Annotated in this window: 15 protein-coding genes and 1 tRNA gene; all 16 read left to right on the top strand. The window is 52.8% G+C overall.

All coding sequences use genetic code 11. The features are described 5' to 3' along the window. Positions 1–146: 146 nt before the first annotated feature. The 16 genes from sucA to ACLJZ5_RS04995 all read left to right on the top strand — a co-directional run bounded on the left by sucA (position 147) and on the right by ACLJZ5_RS04995 (position 17,085). Positions 147–2,948: a 2-oxoglutarate dehydrogenase E1 component gene (sucA, locus tag ACLJZ5_RS05070; RefSeq protein ID WP_001181500.1), complete on the top strand. Its 2,802-nt coding sequence runs from the start codon at positions 147–149 to the stop codon at positions 2,946–2,948. Positions 2,949–2,962: 14 nt separating this feature from the next. Continuing rightward, complete coding sequence (odhB, locus tag ACLJZ5_RS05065) at positions 2,963–4,171, top strand: 2-oxoglutarate dehydrogenase complex dihydrolipoyllysine-residue succinyltransferase (RefSeq protein WP_000099858.1); 1,209 nt, start codon at positions 2,963–2,965, stop codon at positions 4,169–4,171. A gap of 141 nt (positions 4,172–4,312) precedes the next feature. After that, positions 4,313–5,479, top strand: a complete 1,167-nt coding sequence (gene sucC / locus ACLJZ5_RS05060; RefSeq protein ID WP_001048590.1) for an ADP-forming succinate--CoA ligase subunit beta — start codon at positions 4,313–4,315, stop codon at positions 5,477–5,479. Continuing rightward, positions 5,479–6,348, top strand: a complete 870-nt coding sequence (sucD, locus tag ACLJZ5_RS05055; RefSeq protein WP_024798276.1) for a succinate--CoA ligase subunit alpha — start codon at positions 5,479–5,481, stop codon at positions 6,346–6,348. Before sucC ends, sucD begins: the two co-directional genes overlap by 1 nt. A 1,582-nt stretch (positions 6,349–7,930) precedes the next feature. Next, positions 7,931–9,499, top strand: a complete 1,569-nt coding sequence (cydA, locus tag ACLJZ5_RS05050) for a cytochrome ubiquinol oxidase subunit I (protein ID WP_000884369.1) — start codon at positions 7,931–7,933, stop codon at positions 9,497–9,499. A gap of 15 nt (positions 9,500–9,514) precedes the next feature. Further along, on the top strand, positions 9,515–10,654 hold the full coding sequence (gene cydB / locus ACLJZ5_RS05045; protein WP_000568258.1) for a cytochrome d ubiquinol oxidase subunit II: 1,140 nt from the start codon (positions 9,515–9,517) through the stop codon (positions 10,652–10,654). A 14-nt stretch (positions 10,655–10,668) separates the two neighbouring features. Continuing rightward, positions 10,669–10,782, top strand: a complete 114-nt coding sequence (cydX, locus tag ACLJZ5_RS05040) for a cytochrome bd-I oxidase subunit CydX (RefSeq protein ID WP_000270278.1) — start codon at positions 10,669–10,671, stop codon at positions 10,780–10,782. After that, on the top strand, positions 10,782–11,075 hold the full coding sequence (gene ybgE / locus ACLJZ5_RS05035; RefSeq protein ID WP_000148790.1) for a cyd operon protein YbgE: 294 nt from the start codon (positions 10,782–10,784) through the stop codon (positions 11,073–11,075). Before cydX ends, ybgE begins: the two co-directional genes overlap by 1 nt. Before the next feature lie 228 nt (positions 11,076–11,303). Beyond that, positions 11,304–11,708 carry a tol-pal system-associated acyl-CoA thioesterase gene (gene ybgC, locus ACLJZ5_RS05030; protein WP_001046240.1) on the top strand — a complete coding sequence of 135 codons (405 nt, stop codon included), beginning with the start codon at positions 11,304–11,306 and terminating at the stop codon, positions 11,706–11,708. Further along, entirely contained in the window at positions 11,705–12,397 is a 693-nt protein-coding gene (gene tolQ / locus ACLJZ5_RS05025) for a Tol-Pal system protein TolQ (protein ID WP_000131318.1), read from the top strand. Before ybgC ends, tolQ begins: the two co-directional genes overlap by 4 nt. Positions 12,398–12,400: 3 nt before the next feature. Further along, positions 12,401–12,829 (top strand): colicin uptake protein TolR, encoded by a 429-nt coding sequence (gene tolR / locus ACLJZ5_RS05020; protein WP_000124676.1) that lies wholly within the window; start codon positions 12,401–12,403, stop codon positions 12,827–12,829. A gap of 64 nt (positions 12,830–12,893) precedes the next feature. After that, a complete protein-coding gene (tolA, locus tag ACLJZ5_RS05015; protein ID WP_023136707.1) occupies positions 12,894–14,072 on the top strand; it encodes a cell envelope integrity protein TolA in 1,179 nt (392 codons plus the stop codon). 123 nt (positions 14,073–14,195) lie between these two features. Continuing rightward, complete coding sequence (tolB, locus tag ACLJZ5_RS05010; RefSeq protein ID WP_001562341.1) at positions 14,196–15,488, top strand: Tol-Pal system beta propeller repeat protein TolB; 1,293 nt, start codon at positions 14,196–14,198, stop codon at positions 15,486–15,488. A 34-nt stretch (positions 15,489–15,522) separates the two neighbouring features. After that, positions 15,523–16,047 carry a peptidoglycan-associated lipoprotein Pal gene (pal, locus tag ACLJZ5_RS05005; protein ID WP_001176621.1) on the top strand — a complete coding sequence of 175 codons (525 nt, stop codon included), beginning with the start codon at positions 15,523–15,525 and terminating at the stop codon, positions 16,045–16,047. 9 nt (positions 16,048–16,056) lie between these two features. After that, positions 16,057–16,845, top strand: a complete 789-nt coding sequence (gene cpoB, locus ACLJZ5_RS05000) for a cell division protein CpoB (RefSeq protein WP_000097551.1) — start codon at positions 16,057–16,059, stop codon at positions 16,843–16,845. 164 nt (positions 16,846–17,009) lie between these two features. Then, a tRNA-Lys gene (locus ACLJZ5_RS04995) sits at positions 17,010–17,085 on the top strand.

The raw sequence follows: 17,085 nt of genomic DNA, 5'->3' as shown, positions 1-17,085 counted from the left end.
TTCACGTTGCATGTGCGTTGGCTGCACTTGCTCACCCCGGTCACTTACTGGATGTAAGCTCCCAGGGATTCGCAAGCTTGCCGCCTTCCTGAAACGTGACCTATTTAGAGTATTAAATAAGCAGAAAAGATGCTTAAGGGATCACGATGCAGAACAGCGCTTTGAAAGCCTGGTTGGACTCTTCTTACCTCTCTGGTTCGAATCAGAGCTGGATAGAACAGCTCTATGAAGACTTCTTAACCGATCCTGACTCGGTAGACGCTAACTGGCGTTTGACGTTCCAGCAGTTACCTGGTACCGGAGTCAAACCGGATCAACTCCATTCAAAAACACGTGAATATTTCCGGCGGCAGGCGTTGGCTGGCTCACGTCACTCTTCTACGATTTCCGACCCTGACACCAATGTGAAGCAGGTTAAAGTCCTGCAGCTTATCAACGCTTATCGTTTCCGTGGTCATCAGCATGCAAACCTCGATCCGCTGGGACTGTGGAAACAAGAACGCGTGGCGGATCTCGATCCTTCTTTCCATGATTTGACCGAGGCCGATTTCCAGGAAACCTTCAATGTCGGCTCCTTTGCCAGCGGCAAAGAGACGATGAAGCTGGGCGAGCTGCTCGACGCGCTCAAACAGACCTACTGCGGCCCGATTGGCGCTGAGTATATGCACATCACCAGCACCGAAGAGAAACGCTGGATCCAACAGCGCATCGAATCCGGTCGTGCGGCCTTTAGCGCTGACGAGAAAAAACGTTTCCTGAACGAACTGACCGCCGCTGAAGGGCTGGAACGTTATCTGGGCGCCAAATTCCCGGGTGCGAAACGTTTCTCGCTCGAGGGGGGAGATGCGCTGATACCCATGCTGAAAGAGATGGTTCGCCATGCGGGTAACAGCGGCACTCGCGAAGTGGTGCTGGGGATGGCGCACCGCGGTCGCCTGAACGTGCTGATCAACGTACTGGGTAAAAAACCGCAGGATCTGTTCGACGAGTTTGCCGGTAAGCATAAAGAACATCTGGGTACCGGCGACGTGAAGTATCACATGGGCTTCTCGTCAGATATCGAAACCGAAGGCGGTCTGGTTCACCTGGCGCTGGCGTTTAACCCATCGCATCTGGAAATTGTGAGCCCGGTGGTGATGGGCTCCGTGCGTGCCCGTCTGGACCGACTGGACGAACCGAGCAGCAACAAAGTGTTGCCGATCACTATTCACGGCGACGCCGCGGTGACCGGCCAGGGCGTGGTTCAGGAAACTCTGAACATGTCGAAAGCGCGCGGTTACGAAGTGGGCGGTACGGTACGTATCGTTATCAACAACCAGGTGGGCTTCACCACCTCTAACCCACTGGATGCGCGTTCAACGCCTTACTGCACCGATATCGGTAAAATGGTCCAGGCGCCGATTTTCCACGTCAATGCGGACGATCCGGAAGCCGTCGCTTTTGTGACCCGTCTGGCGCTGGACTTCCGTAATACCTTTAAACGCGATGTGTTCATCGATCTGGTGTGCTACCGCCGTCACGGCCACAACGAAGCCGACGAGCCAAGCGCAACCCAGCCGCTGATGTACCAGAAAATCAAAAAGCATCCGACGCCGCGTAAAATCTACGCCGACAAACTGGAAGCTGATAAGGTCGCAACGCTGGAAGATGCTACTGAAATGGTCAACCTCTATCGCGATGCGCTGGATGCAGGCGAATGCGTGGTGAAAGAGTGGCGTCCAATGAATATGCACTCGTTCACCTGGTCGCCGTATCTAAACCACGAATGGGATGAAGCATACCCGAACAAGGTAGAAATGAAGCGCCTGCAGGAGCTGGCAAAACGTATCAGCACCGTGCCGGAAGCCATTGAAATGCAGTCTCGCGTGGCGAAAATTTATGGCGACCGTCAGGCAATGGCGGCAGGCGAGAAATTGTTTGACTGGGGCGGCGCGGAAAATCTGGCTTACGCCACGCTGGTCGATGAAGGCATTCCGGTGCGCCTGTCCGGGGAAGACTCCGGTCGCGGCACCTTCTTCCATCGTCATGCGGTGATCCACAACCAGACGAATGGCTCAACGTATACGCCGTTGCAGCATATTCACAGCGGTCAGGGACAGTTTAAAGTCTGGGACTCCGTGCTGTCTGAAGAAGCGGTACTGGCTTTTGAATACGGTTATGCCACGGCGGAACCACGTACCCTGACTATCTGGGAAGCGCAGTTTGGCGATTTTGCCAACGGCGCGCAGGTAGTGATTGACCAGTTCATCTCCTCCGGCGAGCAGAAATGGGGCCGGATGTGCGGTCTGGTGATGCTGTTGCCGCATGGCTATGAAGGGCAGGGCCCGGAGCACTCCTCCGCGCGTCTGGAACGTTATCTGCAACTTTGCGCCGAGCAGAATATGCAGGTTTGCGTGCCGTCCACCCCGGCGCAGGTCTACCATATGCTGCGCCGTCAGGCGCTGCGCGGGATGCGTCGTCCGCTGGTGGTGATGTCGCCGAAATCGTTGCTGCGTCACCCGCTGGCGGTTTCCACGCTTGATGAACTGGCGAACGGTTCCTTCCAGCCGGCCATTGGCGAAATTGACGAGCTGGACCCTAAAGCCGTAAAACGCGTGGTAATGTGTTCTGGTAAGGTTTATTACGACCTGCTGGAACAACGTCGCAAAAACGACCAGAAAGATGTCGCTATCGTGCGCATCGAACAGCTCTATCCGTTCCCGCATAAAGCGGTGCAGGAAGCGCTGCAACCATACGCTCACGTCCATGATTTTGTCTGGTGCCAGGAAGAGCCGCTCAACCAGGGCGCATGGTACTGCAGCCAGCATCATTTCCGTGAAGTGATTCCGTTTGGGGCCGCTCTGCGTTATGCAGGTCGCCCGGCCTCCGCCTCTCCGGCGGTAGGGTATATGTCCGTTCACCAGAAACAGCAACAAGATCTGGTTAATGACGCGCTGAACGTCGATTAAATAAAGGATAAATAATGAGTAGCGTAGATATTCTTGTTCCCGACCTGCCTGAGTCCGTAGCGGACGCGACCGTCGCCACCTGGCATAAAAAACCGGGCGATGCGGTTGTTCGTGACGAAGTGCTGGTAGAAATCGAAACTGACAAAGTGGTACTGGAAGTACCGGCATCAGCGGACGGCATTCTGGATGCGGTTCTGGAAGAAGAGGGGACGACTGTCACCTCTCGCCAGATCCTGGGTCGCCTGCGTGAAGGCAACAGCGCGGGTAAAGAGACCAGCGCGAAATCTGAAGAGAAAGCGTCTACGCCGGCACAGCGCCAGCAGGCGTCGCTGGAAGAACAAAACAACGATGCGCTCAGCCCGGCGATCCGTCGCCTGCTGGCTGAACACAATCTGGAAGCCAGCGCCATTAAAGGCACTGGTGTGGGTGGGCGTCTGACCCGTGAAGATGTGGAAAAACATCTGGCGAAAGGCGAGTCTAAAGCACCCGCTGTTGAACCTGCAGCACAACCCGCTCTGGGCGCGCGCGGCGAAAAACGCGTGCCAATGACCCGCCTGCGTAAGCGCGTGGCCGAGCGTCTGCTGGAAGCGAAAAATTCCACCGCCATGCTGACGACCTTCAATGAAGTCAACATGAAGCCGATTATGGATTTGCGTAAGCAGTATGGCGAAGTGTTTGAAAAACGTCATGGTATCCGCCTGGGCTTTATGTCCTTCTACGTGAAAGCGGTAGTGGAAGCGCTGAAGCGTTATCCGGAAGTGAACGCCTCTATCGACGGCGATGACGTGGTGTACCACAACTACTTTGATGTGAGCATGGCGGTGTCTACGCCGCGCGGCCTGGTAACCCCGGTTCTGCGTGACGTGGATACGCTGGGCATGGCTGACATCGAGAAAAAAATTAAAGAACTGGCTGTCAAAGGCCGCGACGGCAAGCTGACCGTAGAAGACCTGACCGGTGGTAACTTTACCATTACCAACGGCGGCGTATTCGGTTCGCTGATGTCTACCCCGATCATCAACCCGCCGCAGAGCGCGATTCTGGGAATGCATGCTATTAAAGACAGGCCGATGGCGGTGGATGGCAAGGTGGAAATCCTGCCGATGATGTACCTGGCGCTCTCTTACGATCATCGCCTGATCGATGGTCGTGAATCCGTGGGCTTCCTGGTCACCATCAAAGAGTTGCTGGAAGATCCGACCCGTCTGCTGTTGGACGTGTAGTCAGCAAGAGCATCACCTGCTACCTGTAGGCCGGATAAGGCGTTCACGCCGCCATCCGGCGATGGTGTAATGCCTGATGGCGCGCAGCTTTCAGGCCTACAGGTCTAAAGATAACGATTACCTGAAGGATGGACAGAACACATGAACTTACATGAATATCAGGCAAAACAACTTTTTGCCCGCTATGGCTTACCGGCGCCGGTGGGTTATGCCTGTACTACTCCGCGTGAAGCCGAAGAAGCCGCGTCTAAAATCGGTGCCGGCCCGTGGGTAGTGAAATGTCAGGTTCACGCTGGCGGCCGCGGCAAAGCGGGCGGTGTGAAGGTAGTAAAAAGCAAAGAAGAGATTCGCGCCTTCGCGGAAAACTGGCTGGGCAAACGTCTGGTGACCTATCAAACAGACGCTAATGGCCAACCGGTAAACCAGATTCTGGTTGAAGCGGCGACCGACATCGGCAAAGAACTGTACCTCGGCGCGGTGGTTGACCGTAGTTCTCGTCGCGTGGTCTTTATGGCGTCTACCGAAGGTGGCGTAGAGATCGAAAAAGTTGCGGAGGAAACCCCGCATCTGATCCATAAAGTCGCGCTCGATCCGCTGACCGGCCCGATGCCGTATCAGGGACGGGAACTGGCGTTCAAATTGGGTCTGGAAGGTAAACTGGTGCAGCAGTTCACCAAAATCTTTATGGGCCTGGCAACCATTTTCCTTGAGCGCGACCTGGCGCTAATCGAAATTAATCCGCTGGTGATCACTAAGCAGGGCGATCTGATTTGCCTCGACGGCAAGCTGGGCGCTGACGGCAACGCGCTGTTCCGCCAGCCGGATCTGCGTGAAATGCGTGACCAGTCTCAGGAAGATCCGCGTGAAGCGCAGGCGGCGCAGTGGGAACTGAACTACGTCGCGCTGGACGGCAACATCGGTTGCATGGTGAACGGCGCGGGCCTGGCGATGGGCACCATGGACATCGTTAAGCTGCATGGCGGCGAACCGGCTAACTTCCTTGACGTGGGCGGCGGCGCAACCAAAGAGCGCGTCACCGAAGCGTTTAAAATCATCCTCTCGGATGACAACGTGAAAGCGGTTCTGGTTAACATCTTCGGCGGTATCGTCCGTTGTGACCTGATTGCCGACGGTATCATCGGCGCGGTGGAAGAAGTGGGCGTGAACGTTCCGGTGGTGGTGCGTCTGGAAGGCAACAACGCCGAACTCGGCGCGAAGAAACTGGCTGACAGTGGCCTGAATATTATTGCAGCGAAAAGTCTGACGGATGCAGCTCAGCAGGTTGTTGCCGCAGTGGAGGGGAAATAATGTCCGTTTTAATTAATAAAGATACCAAGGTTATCTGCCAGGGCTTCACCGGTAGCCAGGGGACTTTCCACTCCGAACAGGCGATTGCTTACGGTACGCAAATGGTCGGCGGCGTAACGCCGGGCAAAGGCGGCACCACGCATCTGGGTCTGCCGGTGTTCAACACCGTGCGCGAAGCGGTAGAAGCTACCGGTGCGACCGCATCCGTTATCTACGTGCCGGCGCCGTTCTGCAAAGACTCCATTCTGGAAGCGATCGACGCAGGCATCAAACTGATTATCACCATCACCGAAGGTATTCCGACGCTGGATATGCTGACCGTGAAAGTGAAGCTGGACGAAGCGGGCGTACGCATGATCGGCCCGAACTGCCCAGGTGTGATCACCCCGGGCGAATGCAAAATCGGCATCATGCCGGGTCACATTCATAAGCCGGGTAAAGTGGGTATCGTTTCCCGTTCCGGCACGCTGACCTACGAAGCGGTTAAGCAGACCACCGACTACGGTTTCGGCCAGTCCACCTGCGTGGGTATCGGCGGTGACCCGATTCCGGGCTCTAACTTCATCGACATCCTGAAACTGTTCCAGGAAGATTCGCAGACTGAAGCGATCGTGATGATCGGCGAGATCGGCGGTAGCGCAGAAGAAGAAGCGGCTGCTTATATTAAAGACCACGTGACCAAGCCGGTTGTTGGCTATATCGCGGGCGTTACCGCGCCGAAAGGCAAACGTATGGGCCACGCTGGCGCCATCATTGCCGGTGGTAAAGGCACTGCGGATGAAAAATTCGCCGCGCTGGAAGCCGCGGGCGTGAAAACCGTTCGCAGCCTGGCCGATATCGGCGAAGCGCTGAAAGCAATTATAAAATAAAACTCGCTGTTCCTGCGGGGACAGATAAATGTCCGTTTTCGACATGGTTGGCCACCTTTACGGTGGCCTTTTTTATGGTTTTATTGTTTGTGGCAAAGTACGGGTGAAGCATCCGGGATATAAAATTATTGGCTTTGTAAATATTGAGCTATAGGAAAATGATGACTCATTAAAAAAACATGGTGGAGTCTGAAAATAATTGATAATAACCGTCTGGCAGCGGCAGTAAATTTACTCAGTTTGCCGGTTAACTCTTTTGCAGCAAATACAGATGCTGTCTTAGTGAAAGACCTGCCGACCTCACTGGAGACGGATTATGCGCTTTCCGCCATGAAAAAAACGCATTGCAGCATTACACTATGTTGACGCTAACCTCTATAGTAAATTGACGCTTGACTCTGTGGCCGCGCATGTTTGCCTGAGCGCGAACTACACGTCTCCTCAGATGTATCGCGCTTACACAGACTGCTTGTTTAATGGCAGAATAAAACAGCTATTTTAATCATAAGAGTACCAGCATTATTTCCCTGAAGTATTAAAGATATCGTTTAATAAATCATATGAACTTTTGCTGGTTAAAAGAGGTTAACTTTAAAAATTATTAAGAACTTATTGACACTATTCGTTCGTGATTAATCATGTTTAAAGGGTATTTATGGCTGCGAATAAACAGAATTATCACTATGAGTGACGTAGAAATTAAGAGTAAATCTGTGAAGGTGATAACAGAATCTTCACTATAATAATTATAGAGAGGCAAATACGGTGTTATTGAAATAAAGAAAAAGTAGCGAATAAAATGTTTGTTTCTGGCTATCTGGAAAGCTTATTAGCGATAATTAAGGCGATAACCTGGCAAGATGATACTGGCCGTTAGTCGGCGGGAAAGGGAAGTTGGGGCAGGGTAATCCCGGTGGGATGATGGCGCGTGTACAATGAGATAGTTTCTTTGCGGTGTTAATTATAAGTAAAATAAAAATAGATTAAATGTATAAAATAATAAGTGTTGATAACCTACAGAAAAAATCTGTGAGCTATTTAGCAATAATTGAACATCAATGTGCAATGTTTTTTACGGGATGCGGGGCAGTAAAAAACGCACAAAATGTTTAGCCTTACCGAATAAGCCTCTTTTTACAGGGAGTTTGAAATTACTCTTTGCAAAAACAAAAAGTTAACAAAAAATTCACCATGCGTTCAATGAATAAACATTATTAACATTAACTTCAAAAATTGATTTTAATCAATATTTAAATGTTGGAAAAGAGCATCAAAACTGGTTAAATTGTCCGTGATCAAATTCCCTGAAAAGCGATAGATTAGCCATAAATTGATCGTTGTCGAAAAAAGCAAATCTGACCCACTAAAAACCTGTTTATTGTAAGGGTTTTACGGCGTAATATATTTGCGGGATCAATTTGGGTTTTTTATTAACATGTTTGTAACTTTTCATCATTACTGTTTCCTTCCCGAGGGGATAGTACGATGAGAGGCCGCAAATAAATTTGTATTGGGGCATGCGTGTGACCCTTTCTAACGGGGTTCACTCTCGGAGTCTTCATGCGATGAGCAAGGAGTCATGATGTTAGATATAGTCGAACTGTCGCGCTTACAGTTTGCCTTGACCGCGATGTACCACTTCCTGTTTGTGCCGCTAACGCTCGGTATGGCGTTCCTGCTGGCCATTATGGAAACGGTATACGTCCTTTCCGGCAAACAGATTTATAAAGATATGACCAAGTTCTGGGGCAAGTTGTTTGGTATCAACTTTGCTCTGGGTGTGGCTACCGGTTTGACCATGGAGTTCCAGTTCGGGACAAACTGGTCGTACTACTCCCACTATGTTGGGGACATCTTCGGTGCGCCGCTGGCCATCGAAGGTTTGATGGCCTTCTTCCTCGAATCCACCTTTGTAGGTCTGTTCTTCTTCGGCTGGGATCGTCTGAGTAAAGTTCAGCATATGTGCGTCACCTGGCTGGTGGCTCTGGGGTCCAACCTCTCCGCGTTGTGGATTCTGGTAGCGAACGGCTGGATGCAAAACCCAATCGCTGCGGATTTCAATTTCGAAACCATGCGTATGGAAATGGTGAGCTTCTCTGAACTGGTGCTGAACCCGGTAGCACAGGTGAAATTTGTTCACACTGTGGCGTCCGGCTATGTCACCGGCGCGATGTTCATCCTCGGTATCAGCGCTTACTACATGCTGAAAGGTCGTGACTTCGCCTTTGCTAAACGCTCCTTTGCTATTGCCGCCAGCTTCGGTATGGCTGCCGTACTGTCCGTTATCGTACTCGGCGACGAATCCGGTTACGAAATGGGCGACGTGCAGAAAACCAAGCTCGCTGCGATTGAAGCCGAATGGGAAACGCAACCTGCTCCGGCCTCCTTTACCCTGTTCGGTATTCCTGACCAGGACAAACAGGAAAACCATCTGGCGATTCAGATCCCTTATGCGCTCGGTATTATCGCTACGCGTTCCGTGGACACGCCGGTTATTGGCCTGAAAGATCTCATGGTTCAGCATGAAGAGCGTATCCGTAACGGGATGAAAGCCTATGAACTGCTGGAACAGCTGCGCGCCGGTTCTACCGACCAGGCCGTTCGCGACCAGTTCAACAGCATGAAGAAAGATCTCGGTTACGGCCTGCTGCTGAAACGCTATACGCCTAATGTGACTGACGCGACCGAAGCGCAGATCCAGCAAGCGACGAAAGATTCCATTCCTCGCGTTGCGCCGCTGTACTTCGCTTTCCGTATCATGGTGGCGTGCGGCTTCCTGCTGCTGGCGATCATCGCACTTTCCTTCTGGAGCGTGATTCGTAACCGCATCGGTGAGAAAAAATGGCTGTTGCGCGCGGCGCTGTACGGTATTCCACTGCCGTGGATTGCGGTTGAAGCAGGTTGGTTCGTCGCCGAGTATGGTCGTCAGCCGTGGGCGATCGGCGAAGTGTTGCCGACAGCCGTGGCGAACTCATCGCTGACCGTAGGCGATCTGCTGTTCTCCATGTTCCTGATTTGCGGCCTGTATACCCTGTTCCTGGTGGCAGAATTGTTCCTGATGTTCAAATTTGCACGCCTTGGCCCAAGCAGCCTGAAAACCGGTCGCTATCACTTTGAGCAGTCCACCGTGACTTCTCAGCCGGCACGCTAAGACAGGAGTCGTCAAATGATCGATTATGAAGTACTACGTTTTATCTGGTGGCTGCTGGTTGGCATTTTGCTAATTGGTTTCGCTGTCACCGATGGGTTCGACATGGGGGTGGGGATGCTCACCCGTTTCCTCGGTCGTAACGACACCGAACGTCGAATTATGATTAACTCTATCGCCCCGCACTGGGACGGTAACCAGGTGTGGTTGATCACTGCGGGCGGCGCGTTGTTTGCTGCCTGGCCGATGGTTTACGCCGCGGCGTTCTCCGGTTTCTATGTGGCGATGATCCTGGTGCTGGCGTCTTTGTTCTTCCGTCCGGTCGGTTTTGATTACCGTTCTAAGATTGAAGACCCGCGCTGGCGCAACATGTGGGACTGGGGCGTGTTCATCGGTAGCTTTGTGCCGCCGCTGGTGATTGGCGTGGCCTTTGGCAACCTGTTGCAGGGCGTACCGTTCCACGTGGATGAGTATCTGCGTCTGTACTACACCGGTAACTTCTTCCAGTTGTTGAACCCGTTTGGTCTGCTGGCGGGTATCGTAAGCGTAGGGATGATCATCACGCAGGGGGCGACTTACCTGCAAATGCGTACCGTTGGCGAACTGCACCTGCGCGCGCGCGCCACTTCGCAGATTGCGGCGTTGGTGACATTAGTGTGCTTTGCGCTGGCGGGCGTTTGGGTAATGTATGGTATTGATGGTTATGTCGTGACATCCGCGATTGATCATCATGCCGCCTCTAACCCGCTGACTAAAGAAGTGGCGCGTGAAGCTGGCGCCTGGCTGGTGAACTTTAATAATGCTCCGATCCTGTGGTTGGTTCCAGCTCTGGGCGTGGTTCTGCCGCTGCTGACTATCCTGACTTCCCGTATGGAGAAAGGCGCGTGGGCATTCCTGTTCTCTTCGCTGACCCTGGCCTGCATTATTCTGACGGCGGGTATCGCTATGTTCCCGTTTGTGATGCCGTCCAGCACGATGATGAATGCCAGCCTGACCATGTGGGATGCGACATCCAGCCAGATGACGCTGAACCTGATGACCTGGGTTGCGGCGGTGTTCGTACCGATCATTCTGATCTACACCAGCTGGTGTTACTGGAAAATGTTCGGTCGTATCACTAAAGAACATATTGAAAGCAACACCCACTCTCTGTACTAAGTAAGGAGCTTAAAATGTGGTATTTCGCATGGATTCTGGGAACGCTTCTTGCCTGTGCATTCGGGATCATTACCGCCCTGGCGCTTGAGCACGTTGAAGCGGGTAAAACCGGTCAAGAAGAAAGCTAATGACCCATATTATCGCAAAACTGTATGCGGTAATGGACAAGCGCCCCTTAAGGGCGCTTTCCTTCGTGATGGCGATAGTGCTGGCAGGATGTATGTTCTGGGACCCGTCACGGTTTGCCGCCAGGACCAGCACGCTTGAAATCTGGCACGGATTATTGCTGATGTGGGCGGTTTGCGCAGGCATAATCCACGGTGTGGGTTTTCGCCCTGAATCCGTACACTGGCAAGGGATTTTTTGTCCGCTCCTTGCGGATATCGTCCTTATCGTCGGCCTGATTTTCTTCTTCTTGTGAATAAGAAACCTCCTTAAAAATATAGGGGCTTGCATAAGCCCATATATTTTTACTCTCCCTTAACTTCCCCCCATTCCCAAGCCTCATTCCCACGCGTATAGTAGCAACGTTTAAAAGCTCTACTTTTGTTGCATTACCGGGATGTAAAGTGAATACAAGGCGATATACAACGGCATTCTTGAGGCATTACGGCGGCAAGCGGATGACGCCAACAAAGAGGCTGCAGGGATGAATAAGTATATGTTTCGATGGCCAATTCGAGTTTATTACGAAGACACGGACGCCGGCGGTGTGGTTTATCACGCCAGCTATGTCGCTTTTTATGAAAGAGCGCGCACGGAGATGCTGCGTCACCATCACTTCAGCCAACAGGTGCTGCTGGCGGAGCGGGTCGCCTTTGTGGTGCGCAAGATGACGCTGGAATACTATGCGCCTGCGCGGCTCGACGATATGCTTGAAGTTCAAACAGAAATTACGTCAATGCGTGGCACCGCTTTGGTTTTCACGCAACGCATTGTCAACGCAGAGAACACGCTGCTAAATGAAGCAGAGGTTCTGATTGTTTGCGTTGATCCACTCAAAATGAAGCCTCGTGCGCTTCCTAAGTCTATTGTCGCGGAGTTTAAGCAGTGACTGACATGAATATCCTTGATTTGTTCCTGAAGGCAAGCCTTCTGGTTAAACTTATCATGTTGATTTTGATTGGTTTTTCAATAGCATCCTGGGCCATCATTATCCAGCGAACGCGTATCCTGAACGCCGCTGCGCGTGAGGCGGAAGCGTTTGAAGATAAATTCTGGTCCGGAATCGAACTATCGCGTCTGTACCAGGAAAGCCAGGGGAGACGCGATAGTCTGTCGGGCTCGGAACAAATCTTTTATAGCGGGTTCAAAGAGTTTGTCCGGCTCCATCGCGCCAACAGCCATGCGCCGGAGGCAGTGGTAGAGGGGGCGTCGCGTGCGATGCGCATCTCCATGAACCGAGAGCTGGAAACGCTGGAAACGCATATCCCGTTTCTTGGCACGGTAGGCTCTATCAGTCCTTATATCGGTCTGTTTGGCACCGTATGGGGGATTATGCATGCGTTTATCGCCCTGGGCGCGGTGAAACAGGCGACTCTGCAAATGGTTGCGCCGGGTATTGCCGAAGCATTGATTGCCACGGCGATTGGTCTGTTTGCCGCTATCCCTGCGGTTATGGCTTACAACCGACTGAATCAGCGCGTGAACAAGCTGGAACTGAATTACGACAACTTTATGGAAGAGTTCACCGCGATTCTGCACCGCCAGGCGTTTACCGTAAGCGAAAGCAACAAGGGGTAAGCCATGGCCAGAACGCGTGGACGAGGTCGTCGCGAACTTAAGTCCGAAATCAATATCGTACCGCTACTCGACGTACTGTTGGTGCTGCTGCTGATCTTTATGGCAACCGCGCCGATCATTACCCAGAGCGTGGAAGTCGACTTACCGGAGGCGAATCAGTCGCAGGCGGTCAGTAGTAACGACGATCCACCGGTCATTATTGAGGTTTCCGGAGTAGGGCAATACAGCGTAGTGGTTGATAAAGATCGAATGGATCAACTGCCGTCTGAACAGGTGATCGCAGAAGTAAAGCGTCATCTGCAGGCTAATCCGAAAACAGTCTTTTTAATCGGCGGCGCGAAAGAGGTGCCGTACGATGAAATAATTAAAGCGCTGAACTTGTTACACAGCGCGGGCGTAAAATCGGTTGGCTTAATGACGCAGCCAATCTGAAGTCTGCGTCCCGTTGGCTTGAAAGACGGCGAGTAACAGGCGAACAGTTTTTTGGGAACCGAGAGTGTCAAAGGCAACCGAACAAAACGACAAGCTCAAACGGGCGATAATTATTTCAGCCGTGCTGCATATCATCTTATTTGCAGTGCTGATCTGGAGTTCGTTTGATGAGCATATAGAGGCTTCTGCCGGCGGCGGCGGTGGTTCCGCTATCGACGCGGTGATGGTCGATCCTGGCGCCGTTGTGCAGCAGTACAACCGTCAGCAGGATCAACAGGCCAGCGCCAGACGCGCGGAAGAAGAGCGTAAAAAGCTGCAACAGCAGCAAGCAGAGGAGCTGCAGCAGAAGCAGGCTGCCGAACAGGAGCGGTTGAAACAACTTGAGAAAGAACGTTTAGCGGCTCAGGAGCAGCAAAAGCAGGCTGAAGAAGCGGCAAAACTGGCGCAACAGCAGCAGCAACAGGCCGAAGAAGCGGCGAAAGCGGCGGCGGACGCGAAGAAAAAAGCGGAGGCCGAGGCGGCGAAAGCGGCGGCGGACGCGAAGAAGAAAGCAGAGGCCGAGGCGGTAAAAGCGGCAGCGGACGCGAAGAAGAAAGCGGAAGCCGAAGCGGCGAAAGCGGCGGCGGACGCGAAGAAGAAAGCAGAGGCCGAAGCGGCGAAAGCAGCGGCGGAGGCGAAGAAGAAAGCGGAGGCCGAAGCGGCGAAAGCGGCGGCGGAGGCGAAGAAGAAAGCGGATGCCGAGGCGGCGAAAGCGGCGGCGGAGGCGAAGAAGAAAGCGGATGCCGCGGCGGCGAAAGCAGCGGCGGACGCTAAGAAGAAAGCGGCTGCCGAAAAAGCGGCCGCCGCAGAAGGCGTCGACGATCTGCTTGGCGATCTCAGCTCGGGTAAGAATGCGCCGAAAACCGGCGGCGGCGCGAAAGGGAATGGTCAGCCATCGAAAGATAGCGGTACATCGGGCGCTAACGGTGGGACGACAGGCGCTGATATCAGCGCCTACGCGAAACAGATTCAGGTCGCCATTCAGAGCCGTCTGTATGATGCGAGCCTGTATCAGGGCAAACAATGTGTCTTGCATATTAGCCTGGCGCCGGATGGCTCATTAAAAAGCATTACGTCTGAGGGCGGCGATCCGGCGCTTTGTCAGGCGGCGTTAATGGCGGCAAAAACCGCGAAAATTCCTAAACCGCCAAGCCAGGCTGTTTATGAGAAAATAAAGGATGCCAAACTAGACTTTAAACTGTAGATACTTTTCTTTATGGAAGTTGGAGCAGTTGAGTTGTTACTGGTCCTGGTGGTTTTGTGTATTTGAGTTTGTTAACATTCTGCTAAATTATCGTGGGTCGCAGGCCCAGGTATGGGAGATATGATGAAGCAGGCATTACGAGTAGCATTTGGTTTTCTGATGCTGTGGGCGGCGGTGCTGCACGCAGAAGTCCGTATCGAGATCACCCAGGGGGTGGACTCGGCGCGACCGATTGGCGTTGTGCCTTTTAAATGGGCCGGGCCGGGCGCTGCGCCTGAAGATATCGGCGGCATCGTGGCGGCAGATTTACGCAATAGCGGTAAATTTAATCCGTTAGACCGGTCCCGACTGCCGCAGCAGCCAGCCACCGCTCAGGAAGTTCAGCCTACCGCATGGTCTGCGCTGGGTATTGATGCCGTCGTCGTTGGGCAGGTCACGCCGAATCCGGACGGTTCCTACAATGTTGCTTATCAGCTGGTTGACACTGGCGGCGCGCCGGGGACTGTACTGGCGCAAAACTCTTATAAAGTGAACAAGCAGTGGCTGCGTTATGCAGGCCACACTGCCAGTGACGAAGTCTTTGAAAAACTGACGGGCATTAAGGGCGCGTTCCGTACTCGTATCGCCTATGTGGTACAGACTAACGGCGGTCAGTTCCCGTATGAACTGCGTGTGTCGGATTACGATGGCTACAATCAGTTCGTAGTGCACCGTTCTCCGCAGCCGTTGATGTCTCCGGCGTGGTCTCCGGACGGCTCAAAACTGGCTTACGTGACATTTGAAAGCGGTCGCTCCGCGCTGGTTATCCAGACGCTGGCAAACGGCGCAGTGCGTCAGGTTGCGTCCTTCCCGCGTCACAACGGCGCGCCGGCCTTCTCGCCGGATGGGACGAAACTGGCGTTCGCGTTATCGAAAACCGGAAGTCTGAACCTGTACGTTATGGATCTCGCCTCCGGTCAGATTCGTCAGATAACGGACGGGCGTAGCAACAATACGGAGCCGACCTGGTTCCCGGACAGCCAGACTCTGGCCTTTACTTCTGACCAGGCTGGACGTCCGCAAGTGTATAAAATGAACATTAACGGCGGTGCGGCGCAGCGTATTACCTGGGAAGGTTCGCAAAACCAGGATGCGGATGTCAGCAGCGACGGTAAATTTATGGTAATGGTAAGCTCAAATAACGGGCAGCAGCACATTGCCAAACAAGATCTGGTGACGGGTGGCGTACAGGTTCTGTCGTCAACGTTCCTGGATGAAACGCCAAGTCTGGCACCTAACGGCACGATGGTAATCTACAGCTCTTCTCAGGGGATGGGATCTGTGCTGAATTTGGTTTCTACAGATGGGCGTTTCAAAGCGCGTCTTCCGGCAACTGATGGTCAGGTGAAATCGCCTGCCTGGTCGCCGTATCTGTGATAATAATTAATTGATTACTAAAGGAATTAAAGAAATGCAACTGAACAAAGTGCTGAAGGGCCTGATGATTGCCCTGCCTGTTATGGCAATCGCGGCATGTTCTTCCAACAAGAACGCCAGCAATGACGGTAGCGAAGGCGGCATGCTGAACGGCGCCGGCACTGGTATGGACGCTAACGGCAACGGCAACATGTCATCTGAAGAGCAAGCGCGTCTGCAGATGCAGCAGCTGCAGCAGAACAACATCGTTTACTTCGATCTCGACAAGTACGATATCCGTTCTGACTTCGCGGCAATGCTGGATGCGCACGCTAACTTCCTGCGTAGCAACCCGTCTTACAAAGTCACCGTAGAAGGTCACGCGGACGAACGTGGTACGCCTGAATACAACATCTCCCTGGGCGAACGTCGTGCTAACGCCGTTAAAATGTACCTGCAGGGTAAAGGTGTTTCCGCTGACCAGATCTCCATCGTTTCTTACGGTAAAGAAAAACCTGCCGTACTGGGCCACGACGAAGCGGCTTACGCTAAGAACCGTCGCGCTGTACTGGTTTACTAAGAGAATTGCATGAGCAGTAACTTCAGACATCACCTGTTGAGTCTGTCGTTACTGGTTGGCATAGCGGCCCCCTGGGCCGCTTTTGCTCAGGCGCCAATCAGTAGTGTCGGCTCAGGCTCGGTCGAAGACCGCGTCACTCAACTTGAGCGTATCTCTAACGCTCACAGCCAGCTTTTAACCCAACTTCAGCAGCAGCTCTCCGATAATCAGTCCGATATCGATTCTTTGCGCGGCCAAATCCAGGAAAATCAGTATCAACTGAATCAGGTGATGGAGCGCCAGAAGCAAATTATGCTGCAGCTGGGGAGCTTAAATAATGGCGGCGCAGCGCAGCCAGCAGCTGGCGACCAGAGCGGGGCGGCAACCGCTGCGACCTCCGCTCCGGATGCCGGTACGGCAACCTCAGGGGCGCCGGTACAAAGTGGCGATGCGAATACCGATTACAATGCGGCAATTGCGCTGGTGCAGGATAAGTCTCGCCAGGATGATGCGATTGTGGCGTTTCAGAACTTCATCAAGAAATACCCTGATTCTACTTATCAGCCGAACGCCAATTATTGGCTGGGCCAGTTGAATTACAACAAGGGTAAAAAAGATGATGCCGCCTATTATTTCGCCTCGGTAGTAAAAAACTATCCTAAGTCGCCGAAGGCTGCGGACGCGATGTACAAAGTTGGCGTTATCATGCAGGACAAAGGTGATACGGCAAAAGCGAAAGCGGTTTATCAGCAGGTGATTAACAAATATCCTGGCACTGATGGCGCGAAACAGGCGCAAAAGCGTCTTAACGCGATGTAATGCGTACCATGCGACCAGAAAACGCCTTTTTTCTGGTCGCGTCGTGCGATTCCTAAGCAGTTGAGCCCCCTGCGTCGAAATTTTTGTTGCGCTCAAATCTGAAATCAGTAATATATGCCGCCGTTGCCACGGGATATTAAACAACTCGAAAGCAACGTAAAAGTGGGTCGTTAGCTCAGTTGGTAGAGCAGTTGACTTTTAATCAATTGGTCGCAGGTTCGAATCCTGCACGACCCACCA

It is taken from the genome of Salmonella sp. 5800 (assembly GCF_046558195.1).
GTDB classification, from domain to species: Bacteria; Pseudomonadota; Gammaproteobacteria; order Enterobacterales; family Enterobacteriaceae; genus Salmonella; species Salmonella enterica.
The sequence above is the reverse complement of the archived record's forward strand: the minus strand, read 5'-3'. Positions and strand labels throughout refer to the sequence as shown.

Coding starts and splice junctions, on each gene's coding strand:
- cpoB (WP_000097551.1), top strand. CDS start 16,057: ATGAGCAGTAACTTCAGACATCACCTGTTGAGTCTGTCGTTACTGGTT.
- ybgE (WP_000148790.1), top strand. CDS start 10,782: ATGACCCATATTATCGCAAAACTGTATGCGGTAATGGACAAGCGCCCC.
- tolR (WP_000124676.1), top strand. CDS start 12,401: ATGGCCAGAACGCGTGGACGAGGTCGTCGCGAACTTAAGTCCGAAATC.
- cydX (WP_000270278.1), top strand. CDS start 10,669: ATGTGGTATTTCGCATGGATTCTGGGAACGCTTCTTGCCTGTGCATTC.
- odhB (WP_000099858.1), top strand. CDS start 2,963: ATGAGTAGCGTAGATATTCTTGTTCCCGACCTGCCTGAGTCCGTAGCG.
- sucA (WP_001181500.1), top strand. CDS start 147: ATGCAGAACAGCGCTTTGAAAGCCTGGTTGGACTCTTCTTACCTCTCT.
- cydA (WP_000884369.1), top strand. CDS start 7,931: ATGTTAGATATAGTCGAACTGTCGCGCTTACAGTTTGCCTTGACCGCG.
- sucD (WP_024798276.1), top strand. CDS start 5,479: ATGTCCGTTTTAATTAATAAAGATACCAAGGTTATCTGCCAGGGCTTC.
- cydB (WP_000568258.1), top strand. CDS start 9,515: ATGATCGATTATGAAGTACTACGTTTTATCTGGTGGCTGCTGGTTGGC.
- tolB (WP_001562341.1), top strand. CDS start 14,196: ATGAAGCAGGCATTACGAGTAGCATTTGGTTTTCTGATGCTGTGGGCG.
- ybgC (WP_001046240.1), top strand. CDS start 11,304: ATGAATAAGTATATGTTTCGATGGCCAATTCGAGTTTATTACGAAGAC.
- sucC (WP_001048590.1), top strand. CDS start 4,313: ATGAACTTACATGAATATCAGGCAAAACAACTTTTTGCCCGCTATGGC.
- pal (WP_001176621.1), top strand. CDS start 15,523: ATGCAACTGAACAAAGTGCTGAAGGGCCTGATGATTGCCCTGCCTGTT.